General features: G+C 33.6%; 19 protein-coding genes, 2 tRNA genes and 3 rRNA genes. 10 read left to right on the top strand and 14 right to left on the bottom strand.

All coding sequences use genetic code 11. The features are described from left to right. Nucleotides 1–44 precede the first annotated feature (44 nt). Nucleotides 45–2,234 (top strand): glutamine synthetase III, encoded by a 2,190-nt coding sequence (locus H1R17_RS08125; RefSeq protein ID WP_163432400.1) that lies wholly within the window; start codon nucleotides 45–47, stop codon nucleotides 2,232–2,234. Between the two features lie 45 nt (nucleotides 2,235–2,279). Here the strand turns inward: H1R17_RS08125 and H1R17_RS08120 are convergent, their stop codons facing one another. From H1R17_RS08120 to H1R17_RS08110, 3 genes are read right to left on the bottom strand one after another with little or no spacing between them, the layout of a single operon-like run. Then, nucleotides 2,280–2,777: a phosphoribosyltransferase domain-containing protein gene (locus H1R17_RS08120; RefSeq protein ID WP_163432401.1), complete on the bottom strand. Its 498-nt coding sequence runs from the start codon at nucleotides 2,775–2,777 to the stop codon at nucleotides 2,280–2,282. A gap of 3 nt (nucleotides 2,778–2,780) precedes the next feature. Beyond that, the gene (locus tag H1R17_RS08115) at nucleotides 2,781–3,359 is read right to left on the bottom strand and encodes a methyltransferase domain-containing protein (protein ID WP_163432402.1); all 579 of its coding nucleotides are present in this window, start codon (nucleotides 3,357–3,359) and stop codon (nucleotides 2,781–2,783) included. Continuing rightward, on the bottom strand, nucleotides 3,346–3,744 hold the full coding sequence (locus H1R17_RS08110; protein ID WP_163432403.1) for an RNA-binding S4 domain-containing protein: 399 nt from the start codon (nucleotides 3,742–3,744) through the stop codon (nucleotides 3,346–3,348). The genes H1R17_RS08115 and H1R17_RS08110 overlap by 14 nt, the downstream gene beginning before the upstream one ends. A 77-nt stretch (nucleotides 3,745–3,821) precedes the next feature. Here H1R17_RS08110 and H1R17_RS08105 point away from each other — a divergent pair, with 77 nt between their 5' ends. From H1R17_RS08105 to H1R17_RS08095, 3 genes are read left to right on the top strand one after another with little or no spacing between them, the layout of a single operon-like run. Next, nucleotides 3,822–4,787 carry an FKBP-type peptidyl-prolyl cis-trans isomerase gene (locus tag H1R17_RS08105; protein ID WP_163432404.1) on the top strand — a complete coding sequence of 322 codons (966 nt, stop codon included), beginning with the start codon at nucleotides 3,822–3,824 and terminating at the stop codon, nucleotides 4,785–4,787. A 43-nt stretch (nucleotides 4,788–4,830) separates the two neighbouring features. Continuing rightward, entirely contained in the window at nucleotides 4,831–5,181 is a 351-nt protein-coding gene (locus tag H1R17_RS08100) for a hypothetical protein (protein WP_163432405.1), read from the top strand. A 4-nt stretch (nucleotides 5,182–5,185) separates the two neighbouring features. Further along, nucleotides 5,186–5,803 (top strand): GNAT family N-acetyltransferase, encoded by a 618-nt coding sequence (locus H1R17_RS08095; protein ID WP_163432406.1) that lies wholly within the window; start codon nucleotides 5,186–5,188, stop codon nucleotides 5,801–5,803. Between the two features lie 3 nt (nucleotides 5,804–5,806). Here H1R17_RS08095 and H1R17_RS08090 read toward each other — a convergent pair whose 3' ends face one another. From H1R17_RS08090 to H1R17_RS08075, 4 genes are all read right to left on the bottom strand, one after another. Beyond that, the gene (locus H1R17_RS08090) at nucleotides 5,807–6,472 is read right to left on the bottom strand and encodes an MgtC/SapB family protein (protein ID WP_163432407.1); all 666 of its coding nucleotides are present in this window, start codon (nucleotides 6,470–6,472) and stop codon (nucleotides 5,807–5,809) included. Between the two features lie 70 nt (nucleotides 6,473–6,542). Beyond that, nucleotides 6,543–8,549 carry a M4 family metallopeptidase gene (locus H1R17_RS08085; RefSeq protein ID WP_163432408.1) on the bottom strand — a complete coding sequence of 669 codons (2,007 nt, stop codon included), beginning with the start codon at nucleotides 8,547–8,549 and terminating at the stop codon, nucleotides 6,543–6,545. A 129-nt stretch (nucleotides 8,550–8,678) separates the two neighbouring features. After that, nucleotides 8,679–9,377: an OmpA family protein gene (locus H1R17_RS08080; RefSeq protein WP_163432409.1), complete on the bottom strand. Its 699-nt coding sequence runs from the start codon at nucleotides 9,375–9,377 to the stop codon at nucleotides 8,679–8,681. Between the two features lie 8 nt (nucleotides 9,378–9,385). After that, nucleotides 9,386–9,844: a lipocalin family protein gene (locus H1R17_RS08075; protein ID WP_163432410.1), complete on the bottom strand. Its 459-nt coding sequence runs from the start codon at nucleotides 9,842–9,844 to the stop codon at nucleotides 9,386–9,388. 153 nt (nucleotides 9,845–9,997) lie between these two features. On the opposite strand from H1R17_RS08075, the gene htpG reads away from it, so the two are divergent. After that, on the top strand, nucleotides 9,998–11,848 hold the full coding sequence (htpG, locus tag H1R17_RS08070; protein ID WP_163432411.1) for a molecular chaperone HtpG: 1,851 nt from the start codon (nucleotides 9,998–10,000) through the stop codon (nucleotides 11,846–11,848). 52 nt (nucleotides 11,849–11,900) lie between these two features. Here the strand turns inward: htpG and H1R17_RS08065 are convergent, their stop codons facing one another. Then, the gene (locus tag H1R17_RS08065; protein ID WP_163432427.1) at nucleotides 11,901–12,083 is read right to left on the bottom strand and encodes a CAL67264 family membrane protein; all 183 of its coding nucleotides are present in this window, start codon (nucleotides 12,081–12,083) and stop codon (nucleotides 11,901–11,903) included. 27 nt (nucleotides 12,084–12,110) lie between these two features. Next, a complete protein-coding gene (gene holA, locus H1R17_RS08060; RefSeq protein WP_163432412.1) occupies nucleotides 12,111–13,130 on the bottom strand; it encodes a DNA polymerase III subunit delta in 1,020 nt (339 codons plus the stop codon). Between the two features lie 53 nt (nucleotides 13,131–13,183). On the opposite strand from holA, the gene H1R17_RS08055 reads away from it, so the two are divergent. From H1R17_RS08055 to H1R17_RS08040, 4 genes are read left to right on the top strand one after another with little or no spacing between them, the layout of a single operon-like run. Then, a complete protein-coding gene (locus H1R17_RS08055; RefSeq protein WP_163432413.1) occupies nucleotides 13,184–13,618 on the top strand; it encodes a type I restriction enzyme HsdR N-terminal domain-containing protein in 435 nt (144 codons plus the stop codon). Nucleotides 13,619–13,627: 9 nt separating this feature from the next. After that, the gene (locus H1R17_RS08050; RefSeq protein WP_163432414.1) at nucleotides 13,628–14,536 is read left to right on the top strand and encodes a hypothetical protein; all 909 of its coding nucleotides are present in this window, start codon (nucleotides 13,628–13,630) and stop codon (nucleotides 14,534–14,536) included. Further along, nucleotides 14,536–15,528, top strand: a complete 993-nt coding sequence (locus H1R17_RS08045; RefSeq protein ID WP_163432415.1) for a glycosyltransferase family 2 protein — start codon at nucleotides 14,536–14,538, stop codon at nucleotides 15,526–15,528. Before H1R17_RS08050 ends, H1R17_RS08045 begins: the two co-directional genes overlap by 1 nt. Nucleotides 15,529–15,543: 15 nt before the next feature. Further along, nucleotides 15,544–16,308: a TIGR02757 family protein gene (locus H1R17_RS08040; protein ID WP_163432416.1), complete on the top strand. Its 765-nt coding sequence runs from the start codon at nucleotides 15,544–15,546 to the stop codon at nucleotides 16,306–16,308. Between the two features lie 261 nt (nucleotides 16,309–16,569). Here the strand turns inward: H1R17_RS08040 and rrf are convergent. The 5 genes from rrf to H1R17_RS08015 form a co-directional block, all read right to left on the bottom strand. Then, nucleotides 16,570–16,681 (bottom strand): 5S ribosomal RNA (gene rrf, locus H1R17_RS08035). 186 nt (nucleotides 16,682–16,867) lie between these two features. After that, nucleotides 16,868–19,748: ribosomal RNA gene (locus H1R17_RS08030) — 23S ribosomal RNA — on the bottom strand. A gap of 183 nt (nucleotides 19,749–19,931) precedes the next feature. Continuing rightward, a tRNA-Ala gene (locus H1R17_RS08025) sits at nucleotides 19,932–20,005 on the bottom strand. 90 nt (nucleotides 20,006–20,095) lie between these two features. Next, nucleotides 20,096–20,169 (bottom strand) — tRNA-Ile (locus tag H1R17_RS08020). Between the two features lie 69 nt (nucleotides 20,170–20,238). Next, nucleotides 20,239–21,756: ribosomal RNA gene (locus H1R17_RS08015) — 16S ribosomal RNA — on the bottom strand. The 16S, 23S and 5S rRNA genes sit together here with 2 tRNA genes alongside, the layout of an rRNA operon. Before the next feature lie 642 nt (nucleotides 21,757–22,398). Between H1R17_RS08015 and H1R17_RS08010 the strand changes: the two genes are divergently transcribed. Further along, nucleotides 22,399–24,420, top strand: coding sequence for a M43 family zinc metalloprotease (locus H1R17_RS08010; RefSeq protein WP_163430053.1), 2,022 nt, complete (start codon nucleotides 22,399–22,401; stop codon nucleotides 24,418–24,420). Nucleotides 24,421–24,433: the final 13 nt, after the last annotated feature.

Here is a 24,433-nt window from a genome sequence, read left to right as displayed (position 1 = left end):
TTTTTATTTAATTTTGCTGTGTAAATCAATACAAAGAAAGTAATATGGCATCTTTTCGTTTTGAAGCTTTAAAAGCAGCAAGTAATCGTCCAATAGTTGAAGTGGCGGACTTAGGTAAAAAATCAGAAATTTTTGGTAGCAATGTTTTTAATGATAAAGCAATGCGCCAACATTTAACATCAGAAGCGTATAAAGCAGTACGTTCAGCAATTGATCATGGTGTAAAAATTGATCGTAAAATTGCAGATTATGTAGCTTTAGGTATGAAAGAATGGGCTATGAGCAAAGGTGTTACACATTATACACACTGGTTTCAGCCTTTAACGGGAACAACTGCTGAAAAGCACGATGCTTTCTTTGAAACTTCTTTTGATGGTGAAGATCCTGTTGAGAAATTTGGAGGAACAGCACTATCTCAACAAGAACCAGATGCTTCTTCTTTTCCAAATGGAGGTATTCGTAATACATTCGAAGCTCGTGGGTATTCTGCTTGGGATCCTACTTCGCCAGCTTTCATTTTTGGTACTACTTTATGTATTCCTACCGTTTTTGTTTCGTATACAGGTGAAGCTTTAGACAACAAAGCACCTTTGTTACGCGCATTGTCTGCTATTGATGAAGCGGCTACTGAAGTGGCTAAATTCTTCGACAAAAACGTAAAAAAAGTAACACCTACTTTAGGTTGGGAGCAAGAATATTTCTTAATTGATGATGCTTTAGCAGCATCACGTCCTGATATTTTACAAACAGGTAGAACATTATTAGGACACGTTTCTGCAAAAGGACAACAATTAGAAGATCATTATTTTGGATCGATTCCAACACGTGTTTTAAACTACATGCGCGATTTAGAAAATGAATGCATGTTGTTAGGAATTCCTGTAAAAACACGCCATAACGAAGTTGCTCCAAATCAATTTGAGTTAGCGCCTATTTTTGAGGAAACCAATTTAGCAGTAGATCATAACTCATTATTAATGGATGTAATGCAAAAAGTTGCAGAACGTCATCATTTCAAAGTATTATTTCACGAAAAACCATTTAAAGGCGTTAACGGTTCTGGTAAACACAACAACTGGTCGTTAGCAACAGATACAGGTGTTAATTTATTAGCTCCTGGAAAAACGCCAACAAGTAATTTACAATTTTTAACTTTCTTTATCAATACCATAAAAGCGGTTTCTGAATATGAAGAATTGTTAAGAGCTTCTATTGCATCAGCATCAAACGATCATCGTTTAGGAGCAAACGAAGCGCCACCAGCAATTATTTCTATTTTCATTGGGCAACAATTAACCAAAGTTTTAGAAGAATTAGAAGGTGTTTCTAACGGAAAATTATCGCCTGAAGAAAAAACCGATTTAAAATTAAACGTTGTTGGTAAAATTCCAGATGTTTTGTTAGATAATACCGATCGTAACCGTACATCGCCATTTGCTTTTACAGGTAATAAGTTTGAGTTCCGTGCAGTTGGTTCTACAGCTAACTGTGCTACATCAATGACTACGTTAAACACAATTGTTGCAAAACAATTAATCGATTTCAGAAAACAAGTGGATACTTTGGTTGAAAAAGATGGTTTAAAGAAAGATGAGGCTATTTTTAATGTGTTACGTGAGTACATTAAAGAAACCAAGCATATTTTGTTTGAAGGTGATGGATATAGCAAAGAATGGGAAGAAGAAGCTGCAAAACGCGGATTATCAAACCACAAAACAACTCCAGCTGCTTTAAAAGCTAAGGTTTCACAAAAAGCTTTTGATTTATTTAGTGAATTAAACGTGATGAATCATACAGAGGTTGAATCGCGTTACGAAATTGAATTAGAAGAATACTGCAAAAAAGTACAAATTGAAGGTCGTGTTTTAGGTGATATTGTTCGTAACCATATTATTCCTACTGCGTTTAGATATCAAAATTTATTGATTGAAAACATTAAAGGATTAAAAGAAATTTTTGGGAAAGATTTTGAACAATATGCTGCAGAACAAATCTTAATTTTAAAGAAGATTTCAATGCACGTAAACGAGTTAAACTCTAAAATTCACGCAATGCAAGATGCTCGTAAAGATGCTAATTCACAAACATCTGCTGAAGCTATGGCACATGCATATTGTAATAACGTAAAACCTTATTTTGATGAAATTCGTTACCATGCCGATAAATTAGAATTAATGGTTGATAATGAATTATGGACCTTAACTAAATACAGAGAGTTATTGTTTACAAGATAATATTAAGTACAAAAAAGCAATCTATTTCTAGATTGCTTTTTTTGTTTAACTTAAATAAGCATATTCTTCTGTTTCATTAAAAACAACTTGTATGTGTTCTAAACTTGATGTTGATAATGAAATTCCTTTAAAATCAGCCTTTACAGGAAATTTTTTATGATTTCTATCAATTAAAACCGCTGTTTTGAATTTTTTAAGTGGTACATCTAAAAAATACTTAACACCATAAATTAAAGTAGCGCCAGAATTCATAACATCATCAACTAAAATCAAAGATTTATCCTGATATTCTGAAGTTTGCAAATCGGTTTTTACCTCTAATAAAGGATTTTGCTTGTTTATTTCCACTCTACCTAAAATCACTTTCAAATCGGAAACTTTCATAACCTCATCGGCAATTTTCTGAGCAAAAACATATCCACTATTTGCAATTCCAGCAATTACAACTTCAGTTTCATCTACAAAAGTTTCATAAATTTGATACGCAATTCGCTTTACAATTTGGTCAATTTGGTGTTGATTTAAAATTATATTTTGTTTCATTTTTTACTTTTTTAAGATGATGAAATATTCGTTGTTCATTCTTGGTTTAATTGAATTGTAGCAAGGTTCTAAAGTTTTAATATCAAATGTATTTGAAAACAGTTTTTGATATTCTTCTTTGCTTCCTCCAAAAGGAGGACCTTGAGTTGTTAACGGAAATGAAAATAAAACACCTGCTAATTTTCCGTTTGGCTTTAATAAACTATCCATTTTTGCTGCATACAAAGGTCTTAATTCTGGTGAAAGTGCGCAAAAAAAAGTTTGTTCAATAATCAAATCAAAAGTGTCTTCAAAATTAAAAAAATCATCCTCAATTAACTGATCTGAAGGAAAATTGCAGTTTTGATTTTTAAAATTCTGCAAAGGCTCTTTAGAAATATCTAAACCGTACACATTTTTAAAACCATTATTAAACAAATAAGCCAATTCGTAACCATTACCAACACCCGGTACTAAAATTTTAATATCTTTATTAGTTAATTTATCAATATATGCTTTAATTGGTGTAGTTACAGCACCAGTATCCCACGGAATATCAGCTTCTTGGTATCTGCTAGACCAGTAATTTTTAGATAGTTTCATTGTTTTCTTCTTCTAAATTATCATCATCTAAATATCCTTCAATATCTCTTCGATCTTTTTTGGTAGGACGTCCTTCTCCTTTTGATCTATAATGTTCCTTAGCTAATTTCAATAGTTCTAAATGTTCAAAAGCTTCAGGTGGTGTTTCATCTTTACGATACATATCAACCAGCTTGGCCCCTAACCTACCCTGAGGAATATCTAAAATAGTGTATTGATAATTAATTTGATCTTTACGTACCGTAACTTTATCGCCGGCAAAAACATCTCTTGATGCCTTAGCTTGTTGATTATTTACAGATATTTGACCTTTTTTAACAGCTTCCGTAGCAATACTACGCGTTTTAAAAACCCTAATACACCATAAATACTTATCTATTCGCATGTTTATTTTATAAATTTGGGTTAATTATGAAACAAAAATAAAGGAAAATTGTATCTTGCGCCATTAATTTACGATAAATGAAAAGATTTTTAACATCAGCAATCGTTTTAGGTTGTTCACTGTTGGTAATCAACTGTAAAAAAAACGATGACAACGGTAAAGAAACTGTAATTCGTGATAGACAAGAGGTTTTTAATGACAACATTCAAAAAATTGAGGAGTTTTTAAAAACCAATAAAATGGAAGTTTTAGAAGATGGTGTTACTTTTGAAACAGTTGCTAATGAAGCTTCAAATTCTATTTGGAAACAAACCGAGTATGAATTGAAATCGATTACTTTAAAAAACGATACTTATAACTTATCTCAAAAAACAGGAAAGTACGAAAAAGAAGTTGATAATGTTGAATACAAAGTATATTATTTAATAATTAACGAAGGCGGTGGTGAAAAACCATATAAACATGACAATGTTTTTACTTCTTATGCAGGATATAATTTAGATAAAACATCATTTGATACTTTTCCTTTCGGATTTTGGTCAAGTTACCCAAGCTTAGGTGCTGCTACCGAAATTATTTCAGGTTACCGTCAAATCCTTCAACAAATAAACACTGCTAGTGGTGTTACAGATAATGGAGACGGAACATACACTTATGAAAATCCTGGTAGAGTTGTGGTATTTATTCCTTCTGGTTTAGCTTACTTTAACACTTCAAGAACAAATATTTCAGGTTATGCTCCTCTTATTTTTGATATTAAATCAATAGCTTTAAAAGAAGTTGATCATGATAATGATGGTATTTTAGACAAATACGAAGATGTGAATAACAATGGTAATTTATGGGATGATGATACAGATGGCGACGGAAAACCTAATTTTTTAGATTTAGATGATGATGGCGATGGATACACTACCAAAGAAGAAATTACCTACACCACACAAGAAAATGGAGAAACGGTAAAAAAACTATATCCTTTTGATGAAATACCAAATTGTCAAGGCGGATCCGTTAAAAAACATTTAGACAAAAATTGTCACTAACAAAAAAGCCTGTTTTATACAGGTTTTTTCATCTTTAATAATTATGAATTCAAAGAATATAGAAAATCTAATTAAAACCGATTTAGAAACATTCTTACATTATAAAAGTCTAAAAGGTAAAGTTACTGTTAACGATGCTATTGAAATTGCTGCTTATGTTGCAGCAAACTTTTTTAGAGTTATATTTGCAAAAAATAAAGAATTAAAACCTGAGGAGTTAAACGGTGTTTTTGGTATCATTAGTAATGTTTATAATGATTTGTTTGAAAATCAAATAACAAAAAATGATTACAAAAAAATAAGCACCCTTACTTTTGAGTTATTAAAAAATACTGATTTTGATCAACTCAGTACTTCATTTTTCAAAAACTTAATTCAAAACACTACCAATTAAATTAATGATAAACTTTAATTTCAACGAAGATTATATTTTAGAAAATGATGTTGTAAGGTTAGAACCTTTATCTGCCAAGCATTACGAAGAATTATTAGAGTACACTTTAAACGAACCTGAAATTTGGGAATATTCAATGGTTAAGTGTGATACACCTGATAACTTAAATAAATATATTGGCATTGCAATTCAAAAACGTATTGACGAAAAAGAGTACACTTTTGTAGTATTTGATAAAAGAAAAAACAAATATGTAGGTGCAACTCGTTATTGCGATATTTTTTTAGATAGTAATCGTTTGCAAATGGGCTATACTTGGTATGGTAAGCATCATCAAGGTTCTGGAGTAAATAAACATTGCAAATGGCTTTTGTTAGAGTTTGCTTTTGAACAAATGAACATGCAACGTGTTGAATTTAGAGCGTACACAGAAAATCTACGCAGTATAAATGCTTTATTAAGTATTGGTTGCACTATTGATGGTGTTTTAAGAAGCAACGCTTTATGCCCAAAAACAGGTCAAAGAAGAGATACTATGGTATTAAGTATTTTAGCAAATGAATGGAGCGAAACGGTAAAAGAAATGCTAAAAAACAAAATAAACAATCCTTTATTTAAATAAAATTTAAATTTTAAACCCAAGTATTGAAGGGTGATAAACTAAAAAACGTTCTAAATCATCTACTTTATTGGTAAATATTTTACATTCATAAGTTAAGATAATAAATTCACTATTTTCTTCTAGTTTGCGTAATTCAATTCTTTTTGAAAATGTTTTAATTTCGTCTTCAATTTTATATTTTTCTTCAAAATCCTTTTTTAAGATTTCTATTTGAAGATTTTTTAACATGACATGAGAAAGTAGTTTTTTATTAATAAATCCACCAAAATGAATAATAATTAAACAACTACCAAGGAATGTTAAAGCCATAAAAAACTCGCCAAAACCAATACTCATTCCAATAGCAGCAGCTACCCAAATAATACTTGCCGTTGTTAAACCATTAATTGAAATACCATCCTTAAAAATAACACCAGCACCTAAAAAACCAATTCCACTAACTACATAAGATGCAATACGTGTAGCATCTTCAGTTGATCCCATACCTATTTTATAAGAAAGTAATGTAAATAACGTACTTCCTAAACAAATTAAAGTGATTGTTCTAAGGCCTGCAGCTTTATCCTTTAACTCTCTCTCTGCTCCTAAAATCATCCCTACAATTAAAGAACAAATAGCCTTAATAAGGTCTAATATTTCCCAATGATCGTTTACTACCGAAAAATCCATATCATAATATATTAAAAAAAGGTTAGTAAAAACACTAACCTTTTAAAAACATAAATGTATTAAAAAATGATTATTTTATCATTAATTTATGAGAATATTGACCTAAGTTTGATTTGAATTTTAAAATATACATACCTGTTGCAAAATTTGCCACATTTAATGTAGTTCTATATTCTAAAGTTCTAGGTGCCATTACTTGCTTACCAGATAAATCATACATTTCAACTGTTGTAGCTTCCTCTAAACTTGACTCAATAGTAACTTCATCACCAGTTGCAGGGTTTGGATACACATTTAACTTAGTTTCCATTTCTACATTTTGATTAGATGCAGGTGCATTTCCAATACCAACAGCATACCATGCGTTCACAACTTGTTTCCATTCTTCAGAGTTAGCACCATATAAAGTTGCTGCCGCATTTTTACTCGCGTTATAAGCATCCATATAAGTTGCTGTAGAAGTTAAGCTAGTCAATGTTTTATAAGCAATTTTTTCGGCTTTCTGGATGGTTATTCCAACCACATCATATTTCTTTCCAATATCATTTGTTCCAGAACCACCAACACTTAATAAATAAAACCAAAAATTACCAACTCCACTATTTGTATGAACTCCACCATAATCATTTTGAGCATTTCCAGCTTGTCCAGGAGCTAAGGTTGGCACCCAATAAGTTCCTTTGTAGGTATCTGGTTGCTGTGAAGCAAGTGCTGAAGGGCCAGAATTAGGATTAGACATGCTTCTTAAATAATTAGGAGAAATAACATTAGTCATATTAATTAATCCCTCACCAATTGTCCAATTAGGATTTACATTAGCATAAAACTCAATAGCTGCACCAAACATATCAGCAAAAGATTCATTCAACGCTCCAGACTCATTTAGATATTTTAAATTCGCAGTTCTACTAATTATTAAATGAGAATACTCATGTCCGGCAACATCTAAACCAACCATAGGATTAAATACTTGCACCATTTGGCCTTGTACATTCGTCTTACCATCTCCATAAACCATACCTACAATCCCTTGTTGGTCAAAAGCTGCTGCATTTCCACCATCAAAATATTTACTCGGTGGATTATAGTAATTACGTATAATAGAGCCTTGTCCATCAAAACCATTTCTACTGTGAATGTTTTTATAATAATCGTATGTTTTACTCATTCCCCAATGTACTTCAACTGCAGGTTTGGTAGCTGCTCCAGTAAAATTTGCTGTTGAATTAGAATATTCAGTAATATTACCTGTCAATTCTCCAGTAGCTGTGTTTGCGCTACCATCCCAACCAGCACCGTTTCTAGTATGTATATTTCGAGCATTATCTTTTAAGCGAAAACCACCACTATAAGAATCTACAGTTATAGATTGATTTCCTCTGTAATAAGTTGCACTTGTTGATGGTGTATCAGCATGATATATTTTTTTATTAGCAAATAAAACCTTTCCTGTCTGAGCATCAACATAAACATCCTCTGCCTTTACAGGAGCCGACCCAAATAAGCTGATTACTTTTACTAATTTTACTTCAACAGCTTCGTTACCTTCAAATTTGAAAAAAGTAGTTTCAATTTTTCCTTCAGTAACATTTTCCTTAGTCCCAAAATGATCATAGGCTGCCTTTTTTACATCCTCATTAGACACCTTTTCACTGGTATTTAAATCTTTTGTATTTACTACTTGCCCACTAATATATTGTACTTTATCATTCTTTACCTGAATAAAAACAATATCTCCTTCAATTTTAATATCATTAAAATAATGTTGATATTTAAAATATGTATTACCTAAATTATCTGAATGTTCACCCTCTAACTTAAAAGAATTTTTATCATTTAAATTAAAGTAGCTGTTCAATTCATTAACCAAAGCCGTTCTACTTACATTATAATTGAAAAGTTCAACAGAAAAAGTTCCTAAATTATTTTGAAATTGAGGTTTAGGTAACTCTCTAGAATCTATTGAAATAGTTGGAACATTGGCTGCTAAAATAGTACCATTAAAATTAAACAAAAGGACAGTTCCTAGAACAAACCCTCCAAATACTTTTTTAAGTTGATTGAAATTCTTTTTCATTTTTTATAGATTGATTGTAACTATATGTCGTAAGAGTTAAGAAATTGTTACATGTTTTTTTAAAAAAAATTAAAAAAAATCGAAATACTTTTTTAAGCACTTCGATTTTTACCTTCAAGTTGTTGAAAACTAATACTTTGCAGCTTCTTTTCTTGCATCTTGAATCATGTCTTCGTTTGCTACAATACCAAACTCAACACGGCGGTTTTTTGCTTGACCATCCTTAGTATCATTTGAAGCAATTGGATCCGCTTCTCCCATACCTTGAGCAGTAATTCTTTTAGAACCAATACCTTTAGTCCCCATATATGCTCTAACCGCATTTGCACGGCTACGAGATAATTTCATGTTGTATTCATCTTTACCTACACTATCTGTATAACCATAAATAGTAATCATGGTTTTAGGGTTTTGTTTGAATACTTTTACAATTTTATCAAGATTTGCTTGTGCTGTAGGTGTTAATTCAGCTGAATCAAAATTAAAATTAACTGTACTTTCATTTAAAACCACTTTAATACCTTCTCCTACACGTTCAACTTCAGCTCCAGGTAAAGCAGTTTCAATTTCTTGTGCTTGCTTATCCATACCTTTTCCAATAATAGCACCAGCTGTACCACCAATTACACCACCTAAAACAGCTCCTAAAGCACTGTTGTTTTTACTACCTACGTTATTACCTAAAACACCGCCAATTACTGCTCCAGCTGCTGCTCCAGCTGCTGCTCCTTTTTGTGTGTTATTTGCATTTTTAACCGTATTACAACTTGTTAAAAAAGTTCCTGCCAACATAGCAGTAGTTAAAACATATACATTTAATTTTCTCATAACTTTTCTTATTTATTATTTTTTACAAATGAGTATACAATTGTTGCTTCTGTTGAATTATCAATTAATTCAAATGTGCTATCCGTAATATTTGAAGCTGTTAAATTATAACCAGTAGTTACATGTTTTGCTTTTTCATCACCAATAAACTTTAAATTAAATGAACCATCTTGTTTAATGTTCCAAATAATTCTTGAATTAAATGACGGACAATTACTTGAAGCATTGTTTAACGTAACAGTACCCGAGTTATTGTTAGAAACAAATTTCCATTGGCTACCTTCAAAACATTTTGCATCAGCAACATGAAACGAAGTAACTTTATATCCTGAGGGATATTTAACATCAACTAACGTCCACTCTCCTTTTAATTTAATTTGAGTAGGAACATCGTTTTTAGTATTAGTAGCCGTTTTACATGAAAACATAGCCACAGATAAAATTCCTAATGCTAAGATTTTTTTCATAATTATTCTATTTTATTTTCAAAATTAACAAATTTTATGCCTCAAATTAATTTTCACACTTTTTTTTTATGTCTTTTTGTCATCTTTTTTTAAATGGTACTCATTTTGACTAGCATAGAGTACAAATTTATCATTAAAAAAACAGATATAAATATGACAACAGGAAAAATAAATGTAACGGTTGAAAACATATTTCCGTTAATAAAAAAATTCTTATACAGTGATCACGAAATTTTTCTTCGAGAATTAATTAGTAATGCTACCGATGCTACTTTAAAATTAAAACATCTTACATCAATAGGTGAAGCAACTGTTGAGTATGGAAATCCTAAAATTGAAGTAAAAATTGACAAAGACAACAAAACACTTCATATTACTGATCAAGGAATTGGAATGACATCAGAAGAGGTTGAAAAATACATCAACCAAGTGGCGTTTTCTGGTGCCGAAGAGTTTTTAGAGAAATACAAAGATTCTGCTAAAGATTCAGGTATTATTGGTCATTTTGGTTTGGGCTTCTACTCTGCGTTTATGGTTGCTAATAAAGTGGAAATCATTACAAAATCATACAAAGATGAACCAGCTGTGCATTGGACATGTGATGGATCGCCAGAATTTACTTTAGAACCATCTGATAAAACCAACAGAGGAACGGAAATCATTTTACATATTGCGGATGATTCTACTGAATTTTTAGAAGATTTTAAAATTCGTGAATTATTAAGCAAGTACAACAAATTCATGCCTATTCCAATTAAATTTGGCACTAAAACGGAAAAAGAAGGCGAAAATGAGGTTGAAGTTGATAACATTATCAACAACCCAAATCCTGCATGGACTAAAAAACCAAGTGATTTAACTGATGAAGATTACAAGAATTTTTATCGAGAATTGTATCCAATGCAGTTTGAGGATCCCTTATTTCATATTCATTTAAATGTTGATCATCCTTTTAATTTAACTGGAATTTTGTATTTCCCTAAATTATCGGGCGATTTAAACATTCAAAAAGATAAAATTCAGCTTTATCAAAATCAAGTTTTTGTAACCGATAATGTAGAAGGAATTGTTCCTGAATTTTTAATGATGCTGAAAGGTGTTGTTGATTCTCCGGATATTCCGTTAAACGTATCGCGTTCTTACTTGCAAGCCGATGGTAATGTTAAGAAAATATCAAACTACATTACTCGTAAAGTTGCTGATAAATTAAAAGGATTGTTTAATGAAGACAGAAAAGCTTTTGAGGAGAAATGGAACGATATTAAGATTGTTTTAGAGTACGGAATGTTAAGTGAGGACAAATTCTACGAAAAAGCGAAAGACTTTGCTTTGTATCCAACTGTTAACAATTCGTATTTTACTTTTGAAGAGCTGAAAGAAAAAATCAAACCAAACCAAACCAATAAAGAAGGTAAATTGGTAGTTTTATATGCTTCAAATAAAGATGCTCAACATAGCTATATTGCTGAAGCTAAAGCAAAAAATTACGAAATTTTACTTTTAGATTCGCCAATTGTTTCGCATTTGATTCAGAAATTAGAAATGGACAATCAAGATGTAACTTTTACACGTGTTGATGCTGATTCTATTGATAATTTAATTAAAAAGGATGAAAACATTATTTCTAAATTATCTGAATACGAAACTACAAAGTTGAAAGAGGTTTTAGAAAAAGTAATTCCAACTACAACATATCAAATTCAAACCGAAGCTTTAGACAGTAATGCGGCTCCGTTTATGATTACTCAGCCAGAATTTATGCGTAGAATGAAAGAAATGCAAGCAATGGGTGGTAATACAATGTTTGGAAACTTCCCTGATTCTTACAATTTAGTGGTTAATACAAATTCTGATATTGCTTCTAAAATTGTAAATGAATCAAACGACGAAATTAAAACAACTTTAATTAAACAAGCATTAGATTTAGCTAAGTTAGCTCAAGGTTTATTAAAAGGAGAAGAACTTACCGATTTTGTTAAACGAAATTTTGAAAGTATTAAGTAATAAAAAAATCCCGAAACTAAGTTTCGGGATTTTTTTTTATGAAACAGCTTTTTTATACCCTACCTTTTAAAGCATTAAAAACCCAAGCGTTTGCTAAAAAGCCAATACCTACGGTTACAAATCCCCAACCAGATATTTCACTATATTTAAATATCCCTAAGCATATTAAAATCAAACCCATTATAATCATAATAACAGTTGCGTAGCCTAGAATTTTATTTTTGTTTAATCCCATCATTTCTTTTTTACAAATATCTCACTTTTATCTAAATAATTTAATAAGTAATTCTTTTAACAAATCATCATGCGATAAAGCATTTGCATTAACTCCTTTACTTTTTAAATCAATTTGCCTAATAACCGCTATATTTTCACTTACTTTTTTCATAGGATAGTTTTTACTAGCTATTTGATAATCTTTAAGTGCATACGGATTTACACCAATACTTTTAGCAACATCATTACTATTAGCAGATGCATTTTTATAAACAGCCCCGTGATATTGCAATAATTTTGAAAAAAAATTATACAACAAAGCCGTTGTTACAACAAAAGGATTGTTCTTTGTATTTAAAGCAAAATGTTTGGCAATTGTAAATGCCTTTGCCTCGTTTTTATGCGTAATAGCATTAATCAATTCAAAATTATTATACTCTTTGCTAATACCAATATTATCTTCAACAATTTGAGCTGTTATCAAAGTGTCTTTTAAAATAATCTTGATTTTCTCAAGCTCGTTGACAATTTTGTTCAAATCGTTTCCTAAAAACTCAACAATCATAGCTACAGCTTTGGGTTCAATTTCTAAATTTTGATCGCTAACATAATTTTTCACCCAAGCTTCTACCTGATAATCTTTTAATTTATTACTTTCAAAAATCTCAGCATGTTCTGATTTTTCAATTGCTTTATACAAAGCTTTTCTCTTATCCAAGCTTTTGTATTTATAGCAAAAAACTACAATTGTTGTTGGTTGTATGGCTTTAAAATAATCGGCAAATTGATCAATTGTTTTTACTAAATCTTGCGCTTCTTTAACAATAAGTAACATTTTATCGCCCATAAAAGGATATTGGCGTGCTTGCGACATAATATCGTTTACCGAAACATCTTTTCCATAAACAATGGTTTGGTTAAAATCTTTTTCCTCCTCGGAAATAACATTTTGTTGCAGATAATGAGCAATATAGTCAATATAGAAAGGTTCATCACCCATTAAAAAATAAACCGATTTATAATCGTTTTTTTTAAAAGCTGCTAATAATTTTTTTAGCTCGTTCATAAACTTTCTGTGATTTTTACCGTTATTCTAAAGAGATTGGATAAATTTGCAAGATGCGTGATTTAAATTTCCCTAAATTTCAATTTCGATTCAAAAATAGTGAAAATAAACTGTTCATTTTTGATGATATCAGGAAAAAGTATGTTTATCTTACACCTGAAGAATGGGTAAGGCAACATGTGGTTCACTATTTAATTTTGGTTAAGGGATATCCAAAATCGTATATTAATGTAGAAAAAGTAGTTAAAATTAACAATATGAACAAACGTTACGATGTTGTTGTTTTTAACCCAAAAGGCGAAATTTTTCTTTTAGTAGAATGTAAAGAACCTAATGTACCCATTACTCAAAAGGTTTTTGATCAAATTGCGCGTTACAATAGTAATTTAAATGCACAGTTTTTAATGGTAACAAATGGTTTAAATCATTATTATTGTAAATTAGATTATGAAAATAAAAATTATCAGTTTTTAACTGATTTACCTTAATGAAATTACATGAATAAAAATATAATATATTTAAGTTTTCTTATTACATCTATCTTCTTTTCATGTCAGAAAGATAAAAAGTTTGATAGTGATATATCTGAAACAGATACAATAACCGAAATTACGTATTCTAACGATCCTGATTACGTGCTTGCAAACAAAAATGCGCAAGAATTAGTTGAGCATTTAGAAAGTGAACAAACCGATTTAAAGAAAAAATTAAAAAAAGCCAATAAAAAAGAAGCTGAGGCTTTATACATTGATTATTACAAAAGGTTAGGCGTTATTGTAGATTCTATAAATACTGCAGAAGTAAACACCTTAAGTACCTATCATTCTTTAAAACAAAACAAACCCGATTCTATTTTAAGAAAAGAAAATACGTACGGTAAAGTAAATTTATACTTTAGAAAAATAGATTCTAACAACTACGATTTTAGAATAAAACCAGGATTTTACTACAATTTATTTCATAAAAAAGTATCAAGAGAATACGAACAGTTTTTAAAGTTAAGATATGATGAGCATAAATTGGCTTACGATTTACAAATTAAAAACGAAAAAATTTCTCTAGAAGAATTACGTGATTTAAATATTAAGTGGGAAAAATTCATCACTACTTATAAAGATTTTAAATTCATAGACATTGCAAAAAAATCATATGCAGATAATATGATGTTGTATTTATTTGGTAGCGCCAATCAAGCTACTTTTGAAATATCAACCAAAAAATTGCATATGGAAAATGAACAAGAATATATTTCATTTGTAAAAAAGAATCCTAAATTAATTTCTGCCGAAATTACCAAAGCTTTCATGAAACATTTTTATGAAAACGATCGTAATTTCACTGCAGAAGTATTTTATGTAGACCTTAAAGAGTTTACTAAAAAAACCATTGCCGATAAAATTAAGTAATGCAAACCGTAGCTATAGTTTTATTAAATTGGAACGGATTAGGTTTATTACAAAAGTTTTTACCAACAGTTGTAAAATATTCGTCTAATGCGCAAATTTACATTGCAGATAACGCTTCAACTGATGATTCAAAAAACTTTGTATCTGCAAATTATCCTTCAGTAAAATGGATTCAACTTTCAGAAAATTTTGGCTTTGCAAAAGGATATAATGAAGCGTTAAAATTTGTTAACGAAGACATTCTTTGCTTACTAAATACCGATGTTGAAGTTACTGAAAACTGGTTGCAGCCTATCTTAAATTTGTTTGAAACTAATACTAACATTGGTATTATTCAACCTAAAATTTTAGATTATAAAAACAAAACACACTTTGAGTACGCTGGTGCTGCAGGTGGATTTATTGATGCTTATGGTTTTCCTTTTTGCAGAGGAAGAATTTTTGATACTATTGAAAAAGACGAAAATCAGTATGCTTCACAAGAAATTTTTTGGGCATCGGGAGCTTGTTTTTTCATTAGAAACAGTGTTTTTAAACAATTAAATGGTTTTGATGATGCTTTTTTTGCACATCAAGAAGAAATAGATTTATGCTGGCGTGCTTTTAATGCTAACATTACAACCTATTATTGTAACGAATCTAAAGTATATCACGTTGGTGGAGCTACTTTAAAAAAATCGAACCCTAAAAAAACATTTTTGAATTTTAGGAACTCGCTTTTCATGTTGTACAAAAATCTACCTAGAGAAAATCGATTTTCAATTATTTTTAAACGATTATGTTTAGACGGTATTGCTGGTGCAAAGTTGTTTTTATCGTTACAACCCTTACACACTTTTGCAATTATAAAAGCACATTTTAGTTACTATGCACATTTAAATCAACTAAAAAGTAAACAAATTTCGTTGCCAAAAACAAACTACTTTTACACAAAAAATATTGTATATAGCTATTTTATAAGCAAGAGAAAAAAGTTTACAAACATTCTATAATCGTTCTTTTGAGCTATGAATTTTGATGAATTAAAAGATTTTTTAGATTACAAATCAGATCAATACAATAATCCGAATTTTATCGAGTCTGACCCAATTCAAATTCCGCACAGATATCAGGTTAAAGAAGATATTGAAATTAGCGGTTTCTTAGCTGCTACAATTGCTTGGGGAAATAGAAAAATGATTATTAACAGTGCTACCAAAATGATGCAGGCATTAGGTAATAGTCCGTATGACTTTGTAATGCATGCTACAGAAAATCAAATAAATAGCATTGATAATATTGTTCATAGAACTTTTAATTCAGAAGATTTTCGATTCTTTATCAAATCCCTTCGCAATATTTACAATCAGCATGGAGGTTTAGAAAAAGTATTTGCTCATAATCCTACTTTAAACTTACAGCATAGAATTTCAAACTTTAAAGCAACCTTTTTTGAGATTGAACATCCTTTGCGCTCTACCAAGCATATTTCGGATCCGTTAAAAGGTTCTTCGTCTAAAAGAATTAATATGTACTTAAGATGGCTTGTACGTAATGATCATAACGGAGTTGATTTTGGCTTATGGAAATCTATTTCTCCATCAGAATTATCATGCCCACTTGATGTACACTCTGGAAATGTTGCACGAGCATTAGGAATTTTAAATCGAAAACAAAATGATGCCAAAGCACTAGCCGAATTAGATGAATCATTACGAAATTTTGACCCAAATGATCCAGTGAAATACGATTTCGCTTTATTTGGTTTAGGTGTTTTTGAAGGAATTAAATAAGTTATAAAAAAATAATTCCTAACCTGCTTTTGATTTTTAATTGTTAAATCAAATTTTATAATTATGAAATACTCTCTCAAAATATAAAACCCTTCAACCGCATCTATAATCAACTACTAAAAACAGTCCAAACCTTATTATAAACACCATTAATTATCAAAACAAAAAATCCTCATCATTTACTTTGTCAGTTCGCTGCGCTCGTTTCTGATAAGGATTCTAAAAAGAAAACCCCTTCACTTACGTGAAGGGGTCTCTAAAAAAAGGCGGTGACATACTCTCCCACATTAATATGCAGTACCATCTGCGCAATTGGGCTTAACTTCTCTGTTCGAGATGGGAAGAGGTGAGCCCCAACGCTATAACCACCCTAAGTTTTTGTTTAAGGTTTCACGTTTTTTTTTGTTTAAGGTTTGCAACCTTTAACTTTAAACTTGGAACTTTAAACGCAGCTTTGCTGCAATATTGTTAACATATTTTTGATACTATTCTGTAGCTATTTTAGTCTTAATACTTAATTCTAAAATCTTAATACTATAATTTATAAAGCAATCCCTAGAGCACATAAGCTTACGGGCTATTAGTATTACTTGACTATGACATTACTGCCTTTACATCTGTAACCTATCAACGTAGTCATCTTCTACGACCCTTTAAAGAAATCTCATCTTGTGGTGGGTTTCGCGCTTATATGCTTTCAGCGCTTATCCCTTCCCAACGTAGCTACTCAGCAATGCACCTGGCGGCACAACTGATACACCAGAGGTTAGTCCAATTCGGTCCTCTCGTACTAGAATCAGATCCACTCAAATTTCTAACGCCCACAGTAGATAGAGACCGAACTGTCTCACGACGTTCTGAACCCAGCTCGCGTGCCACTTTAATGGGCGAACAGCCCAACCCTTGGGACCTTCTCCAGCCCCAGGATGTGACGAGCCGACATCGAGGTGCCAAACCCCCCCGTCGATATGAGCTCTTGGGGGAGATCAGCCTGTTATCCCCGGCGTACCTTTTATCCTTTGAGCGATGGCCCTTCCATGCGGAACCACCGGATCACTATGCTCTACTTTCGTACCTGATCGACTTGTTGGTCTCTCAGTCAAGCTCCCTTTTGCCATTGCACTCTACGCACGGTTACCAAGCGTGCTGAGGGAACCTTTAGAAGCCTCCGTTACTCTTTTGGAGGCGACCACCCCAGTCAAACTACCCACCAAGCAATGTCCTCAACGTCGTCGAGTTAGATCTCAGATAAGCAAAGGGTGGTATTTCAACAATGACTAACCTACGCCTGGCGACGCAGGATCGAAGTCTCCCACCTATCCTACACATCACTTATCCAAGAACAATACTAAGCTATAGTAAAGGTGCACAGGGTCTTTTCGTCCCACTGCGGGTAATCGGCATCTTCACCGATACTACAATTTCACCGAGCTCATGGCTGAGACAGTGTCCAGATCGTTACACCATTCGTGCAGGTCGGAACTTACCCGACAAGGAATTTCGCTACCTTAGGACCGTTATAGTTACGGCCGCCGTTTACTGGGGCTTCAATTCAATGCTTCTCCGAAGATAACATCTCCTCTTAACCTTCCAGCACCGGGCAGGTGTCAGGCCCTATACTTCATCTTACGATTTGGCAGAGCCCTGTGTTTTTGATAAACAGTCGCCTGGACCTTTTCACTGCGGCCAGCATTGCTGCTGGCGACCTTTCTCCCGAAGTTACAGGTCTATTTTGCCTAATTCCTTAGCCATGAATCTCTCGAGCACCTGAGGATACTCTCCTCGACCACCTGTGTCGGTTTGCGGTACGGGTTGTAATAATCTAAGTTTAGAAGCTTTTCTTGACAGCCTTTAGGTACACTATCACTTTGCCCGAAGGCTCCGTGTACTATCGCATTTCTCCAAATCCTACGCATTTTACTATAAGATCTATAGGTACGTGCTTTAACGAACTATTCCGTCAGTTCGCGGTACTTTCACCACTGTGTCACTCCATCACAACTATTACAAGTACGGGAATATTAACCCGTTGGCCATCGACGTCCCCCTTCGGGTGTGCCTTAGGTCCCGACTAACCCACAGCTGATTAGCATAGCTGTGGAAACCTTGGTCTTACGGTGTGCGGGTTTCTCGCCCGCATTATCGTTACTTATGCCTACATTTTCTTTTCTAAACAGTCCAGCAATTCTCACAAATCACCTTCTACCCAGTTTAGAATGCTCCCCTACCACTTGTATATAATACAAATCCATAGCTTCGGTAGTATACTTATGCCCGATTATTATCCATGCTCGATCGCTCGACTAGTGAGCTGTTACGCACTCTTTAAATGAATGGCTGCTTCCAAGCCAACATCCTAGCTGTCGGGGCAATCAAACCGCGTTTGTTCAACTTAGCATACATTTGGGGACCTTAGCTGATGGTCTGGGTTCTTTCCCTCTCGGACATGGACCTTAGCACCCATGCCCTCACTACTAGTAATCATTTATTAGCATTCGGAGTTTGTCAGGAATTGGTAGGCGGTGAAGCCCCCGCATCCAATCAGTAGCTCTACCTCTAATAAACTATAATAGCGCTGCACCTAAATGCATTTCGGGGAGTACGAGCTATTTCCGAGTTTGATTGGCCTTTCACCCCTACCCACAGATCATCCCAAGACTTTTCAACGTCAACGGGTTCGGTCCTCCATTTGGTGTTACCCAAACTTCAACCTGTCCATGGGTAGATCACACGGTTTCGCGTCTACCATTACTGACTAATGCGCCCTATTCAGACTCGCTTTCGCTTCGGCTGCGTACCTGAAGTACTTAACCTTGCCAGCAACGGTAACTCGTAGGCTCATTATGCAAAAGGCACGCCGTCACCCAACGAATGGGCTCCGACCGCTTGTAGGCGTATGGTTTCAGGATCTTTTTCACTCCGTTATTCACGGTTCTTTTCACCTTTCCCTCACGGTACTGGTTCACTATCGGTCTCTCAGGAGTATTTAGCCTTAGCGGATGGTCCCGCCAGTTTCAATCAAGGTTTCACGTGCCCCGACCTACTCAGGATACCACTATGCATTACATTGCTTACCAATACGGGACTATCACCCTCTGCGGTTCATCTTTCCAGATGATTCTTATTCGCTTTGCATACAATGTCGTGGTCCTACAACCCCAAAATTGCCGTAACAACTTTGGTTTGGGCTATTCCGCGTTCGCTCGCCACTACTTACGGAATCACTTTTGTTTTCTTCTCCTCCGCCTACTTAGATGTTTCAGTTCAGCGGGTTTGCTCATCTATCGATGTGACATGTCTTCAACATGCCGGGTTGCCCCATTCGGATATCTACGGATCAATTCGTGTGTGCCAATCCCCGTAGCTTTTCGCAGCTTATCACGTCCTTCTTCGCCTCTGAGAGCCTAGGCATTCCCCATACGCCCTTATTTTGCTTATTGTGCTCTACTTTTTAATCTCAAAAGATTAAAAATGTGCTTTATATTATTTTACTATAATATTTTTCTACTTTTTAAATGTATCTCAATATGTCAATGAACTTTTTCTTTAGATAATAGAGTATAGATGATAGATAACAGACTAAGTCTATTTTCTCTTTTCTATTCTCTATCTTCTTAAGATAGTGGAGAATATCGGAGTCGAACCGATGACCTCCTGCGTGCAAGGCAGGCGCTCTAGCCAGCTGAGCTAATCCCCCGTGTTTTTAGCTTGCAGTTATCAGCCGTTAGCTTTCAGCGGATTGTTGATAACTCAACTTCTAAAATTTCCTTTTAAATAACTTAAATAGTAGTCCCGGGCAGACTCGAACTGCCGACCCCTACATTATCAGTGTAGTACTCTAACCAGCTGAGCTACGAGACTCTGTATTTTAATTATTCTTGTTTTTTGAACCAACAGTTAAAGAGTAAAAGATGCTTGAACCATCTCTAGAAAGGAGGTGTTCCAGCCGCACCTTCCGGTACGGCTACCTTGTTACGACTTAGCCCTAGTTACTAGTTTTACCCTAGGCAGCTCCTTGCGGTCACCGACTTCAGGTACCCCCAGCTTCCATGGCTTGACGGGCGGTGTGTACAAGGCCCGGGAACGTATTCACCGGATCATGGCTGATATCCGATTACTAGCGATTCCAGCTTCACGGAGTCGAGTTGCAGACTCCGATCCGAACTGTGACCGGCTTTATAGATTCGCTCCTTATCGCTAAGTGGCTGCTCTCTGTACCGGCCATTGTAGCACGTGTGTGGCCCAGGACGTAAGGGCCGTGATGATTTGACGTCATCCCCACCTTCCTCACAGTTTACACTGGCAGTCTTGCTAGAGTTCCCACCATTACGTGCTGGCAACTAACAACAGGGGTTGCGCTCGTTATAGGACTTAACCTGACACCTCACGGCACGAGCTGACGACAACCATGCAGCACCTTGTAATTTGTCCGAAGAAAAATCTGTTTCCAAATCTGTCAAACTACATTTAAGCCCTGGTAAGGTTCCTCGCGTATCATCGAATTAAACCACATGCTCCACCGCTTGTGCGGGCCCCCGTCAATTCCTTTGAGTTTCAGTCTTGCGACCGTACTCCCCAGGTGGGATACTTATCACTTTCGCTTAGCCACTCAAACCGAAGTCCAAACAGCTAGTATCCATCGTTTACGGCGTGGACTACCAGGGTATCTAATCCTGTTCGCTACCCACGCTTTCGTCCATCAGCGTCAATAAATTGTTAGTAACCTGCCTTCGCAATTGGTATTCCATGTAATATCTAAGCATTTCACCGCTACACTACATATTCTAGTTACTTCACAATCATTCAAGAATACCAGTATCAACGGCAATTTTTCAGTTAAGCTGAAAACTTTCACCGCTGACTTAATACCCCGCCTACGGACCCTTTAAACCCAATGATTCCGGATAACGCTTGGATCCTCCGTATTACCGCGGCTGCTGGCACGGAGTTAGCCGATCCTTATTCTTACAGTACCGTCAATAAGCTACACGTAACTCTTTTTCTTCCTGTACAAAAGCAGTTTACAATCCATAGGACCGTCATCCTGCACGCGGCATGGCTGGTTCAGAGTTGCCTCCATTGACCAATATTCCTCACTGCTGCCTCCCGTAGGAGTCTGGTCCGTGTCTCAGTACCAGTGTGGGGGATCTCCCTCTCAGGACCCCTACCCATCATCGTCTTGGTAAGCCGTTACCTTACCAACTAACTAATGGGACGCATGCTCATCTTATACCAATAAATCTTTATAATAAAATCGATGCCAATTCTATTAACCATAAGGTATTAATCCAAATTTCTCTGGGCTATCCCTTAGTATAAGGTAGATTGCATACGCGTTACGCACCCGTGCGCCGGTCTCAAAGCAGCAAGCTGCCTCTACCCCTCGACTTGCATGTGTTAGGCCTGCCGCTAGCGTTCATCCTGAGCCAGGATCAAACTCTTCATCGTATATTTTTTATATTTTTGATGTGTTGTTCAAGACCTCTTAGTTACCTAAAAGCTCTTACTCTTTATTCTCTGTTAATCCAATATGTCTATGAACGTATCTTCTTATTCTCTCGCCTTGTTTCTTAAAGCGGTTGCAAAAGTAGTAACTCTTTTTTAATCTCGCAAATTTTTTTTGAAAAAATTTTTAAACGATTTTTTTAACCTTAAAAAATTATGAACTTTTACAAAACTCCTTTCGGAATCGGATTGCAAAGCTACAACCTTTTTTATTTACAATCCAAATTTATTTTCTAAATTTTTATTGTGTTACCAAATCTTTAAATGAACGTTATTTCTGTAATGCGAGTGCAAAGATACCCCCTTTTTTAAATAGATTCCTAATATTTCACACCCTTTTTTTATTCTTTTTTTTAAATGGCTTTTGGGCAAGGGGTTACATAACGCATTTTAACCTAAACAATCTCTGCAACCACAAAAGTACTTCCTCCTATATAGATCATATCATCTGGTTGGGCAACCTTTTTTGCGTGGGTATAGGCTTTACTAAAATAACAAATATTTATTTTTTTATAAAAAAAACAAACAGAAATATAAAGATATAGAATTGTTTTATTTAATTTGTCAAACAAAACAAATAAAAACATGAAACAAATAATTACTCTCCTACTTTTTTTTATTACTTCAGCAAATTTTGCCCAATCTAAAATAACTTTTGATAATTGTGGAACTGATGATTTATTAGAAAATAAAATTTTTAATGAAGAATTTGAAAATTACTATCAAAGACAAATTAATAATAAAGCAAAAAATCCTGTTGCTTATAACATTCCTGTTGTTTTTCATATTATTCACATTGGTGAGCCTTTAGGTACAGAATCAAACGTTTCTGATTCCAATATCTATCAAGTACTAGAAGGCATGAATAATCATCTAAAAAACAATCATAAACATCAAAATAATTCTAATACAAATATTCAGTTTGTTTTAGCAACAAAAGCACCAAATGGTAGCTGCTCTACAGGTATTAATCGTATAAACTATGGAACAAACAGCACTTATGTACAACATGGAACTCAATATACAAGCACAGATAGCGGAGTTGACCCTGCTAACATTAGAGCCTTATCAACTTGGGATACAAACAAATATTATAATGTTTGGGTAGTAAATAAGATAACTTCTACATCAAGTGTTGCAGCATATGCTTATTTAGCGTCCTCTCACGGAAAAATCTATGATGGAACTGTTATTTCTGCACAATTTGTAAATGGTGATGTTAGTGAAATACTTACTCATGAAATAGGCCATAGTTTAAACTTACACCATACATTTCAGGGATCTATAGGAAGTAATTGTCCTGCACAAATTAACGGTTGTGGTACAGATGGTGATTGTGTAGCCGATACGCCTCCGCATATAAAAAATCATGTAACTGATTTATTACTTGGTGCTCCAAATTCATGTTCTGGAAATAACGATTCATCATTTAAAAACAACTACATGACGTATACGCAAAATGAGTATCGAAGAGTATTTACTCCTCAACAAATTGCACGTATGCAAAGTGCAATTAACTTTTATCGTTCATCTCTATTACCATCAAAAAACAGTGTTTTTACAATGACACAAGCTCCAAATGCACAATTTTTAGTAAATTATAAAAGCTCAGGTGCAAAACAATACTTTTGTGTAGGTACTAGTATTTCATTAAAAAATACATCGACCTGTTTTTTAAACACTTTTAACGATACTTCTTTAACCAATTATAGTAGTAAATGGGTAGTTACAAAAAATGGTCAAACTATTTTAACCTCAACAGAACCTAACCCAAACATTGTACTAACCCAAACTGGAACATATAGCATTACCTTAACATCAACAAACAACATAGGTTCTAATAGCATAACCAAAAATAATATTATTGAAATTATATCTAAAAACACCATAAACTATTGCACGCCAACATCATTAAACAAAGGTTATTATGCATTAGCAATTGACAATGTAAGTATTAACTACTTAAACAACAGTACAGCTGTAGGTGTAAACAATGGTTATACAGATTTTAGTTGTGTACATATAACTCAAGCTTCTTCAACTGCTCCTAATAAAATTGACATCACTGCATCAAATTATAACCCAACAATTTCAGACAACATGATCATGCAAGGATTTATCGATTTTAATGAAAATGGATCATTTGAACAAAGTGAAACTATTTTTAATCAAATTGTACCTCCATCAACTTATAGTAAAAAATACTCGTTTACTTTTTCAGCTCCTGCTACAATAAAAACTGAAAAAATATACCGAATGCGCATTGTTAGTGAAAAAGCCTTATTGAATAATTCAAAAATCAATTGTTCGTCTCAATTTAACATGGGCGATGTAGAAGATTATGGGCTTATCTTTATTAAAAATTTAAGCTCTGATGAATTTGAAAAGGAAAAATACACTATTTATCCAAATCCGGTTTCCAATTTTTTGAATGTTACTTCAGATAATTATGACCATAAAGAAATACAAATATATTCTGTATCTGGAAAACTGGTAAAATCTATAAAATCGTCTGATTCAAACATCCAAATAAATGTTTCAGATTTATCAAGTGGAAACTACATTTTAAATGTAAATAACGTTACTCATCATTTTATAAAGAAATAAACATATACTTTTA

Origin of the sequence: Flavobacterium sp. xlx-214 (genome assembly GCF_013874595.1) — a bacterium.
Classification (GTDB): Bacteria; Bacteroidota; Bacteroidia; order Flavobacteriales; family Flavobacteriaceae; genus Flavobacterium.
This window is presented reverse-complemented; position numbering and strand designations above follow the sequence as displayed.

Excerpts from the sequence above, each read along its gene's own strand:
- H1R17_RS08075 (WP_163432410.1), bottom strand. The coding sequence starts at position 9,844 with ATGAAAAAAATCTTAGCATTAGGAATTTTATCTGTGGCTATGTTTTCA.
- H1R17_RS08105 (WP_163432404.1), top strand. The coding sequence starts at position 3,822 with ATGAAAAGATTTTTAACATCAGCAATCGTTTTAGGTTGTTCACTGTTG.
- H1R17_RS08065 (WP_163432427.1), bottom strand. The coding sequence starts at position 12,083 with ATGGGATTAAACAAAAATAAAATTCTAGGCTACGCAACTGTTATTATG.
- H1R17_RS08095 (WP_163432406.1), top strand. The coding sequence starts at position 5,186 with ATGATAAACTTTAATTTCAACGAAGATTATATTTTAGAAAATGATGTT.
- H1R17_RS08110 (WP_163432403.1), bottom strand. The coding sequence starts at position 3,744 with ATGCGAATAGATAAGTATTTATGGTGTATTAGGGTTTTTAAAACGCGT.
- H1R17_RS08120 (WP_163432401.1), bottom strand. The coding sequence starts at position 2,777 with ATGAAACAAAATATAATTTTAAATCAACACCAAATTGACCAAATTGTA.
- H1R17_RS08090 (WP_163432407.1), bottom strand. The coding sequence starts at position 6,472 with ATGGATTTTTCGGTAGTAAACGATCATTGGGAAATATTAGACCTTATT.
- H1R17_RS08080 (WP_163432409.1), bottom strand. The coding sequence starts at position 9,377 with ATGAGAAAATTAAATGTATATGTTTTAACTACTGCTATGTTGGCAGGA.
- htpG (WP_163432411.1), top strand. The coding sequence starts at position 9,998 with ATGACAACAGGAAAAATAAATGTAACGGTTGAAAACATATTTCCGTTA.
- H1R17_RS08100 (WP_163432405.1), top strand. The coding sequence starts at position 4,831 with ATGAATTCAAAGAATATAGAAAATCTAATTAAAACCGATTTAGAAACA.
- H1R17_RS08085 (WP_163432408.1), bottom strand. The coding sequence starts at position 8,549 with ATGAAAAAGAATTTCAATCAACTTAAAAAAGTATTTGGAGGGTTTGTT.
- H1R17_RS08125 (WP_163432400.1), top strand. The coding sequence starts at position 45 with ATGGCATCTTTTCGTTTTGAAGCTTTAAAAGCAGCAAGTAATCGTCCA.
- H1R17_RS08040 (WP_163432416.1), top strand. The coding sequence starts at position 15,544 with ATGAATTTTGATGAATTAAAAGATTTTTTAGATTACAAATCAGATCAA.
- H1R17_RS08050 (WP_163432414.1), top strand. The coding sequence starts at position 13,628 with ATGAATAAAAATATAATATATTTAAGTTTTCTTATTACATCTATCTTC.
- holA (WP_163432412.1), bottom strand. The coding sequence starts at position 13,130 with ATGAACGAGCTAAAAAAATTATTAGCAGCTTTTAAAAAAAACGATTAT.
- H1R17_RS08055 (WP_163432413.1), top strand. The coding sequence starts at position 13,184 with ATGCGTGATTTAAATTTCCCTAAATTTCAATTTCGATTCAAAAATAGT.
- H1R17_RS08115 (WP_163432402.1), bottom strand. The coding sequence starts at position 3,359 with ATGAAACTATCTAAAAATTACTGGTCTAGCAGATACCAAGAAGCTGAT.
- H1R17_RS08045 (WP_163432415.1), top strand. The coding sequence starts at position 14,536 with ATGCAAACCGTAGCTATAGTTTTATTAAATTGGAACGGATTAGGTTTA.
- H1R17_RS08010 (WP_163430053.1), top strand. The coding sequence starts at position 22,399 with ATGAAACAAATAATTACTCTCCTACTTTTTTTTATTACTTCAGCAAAT.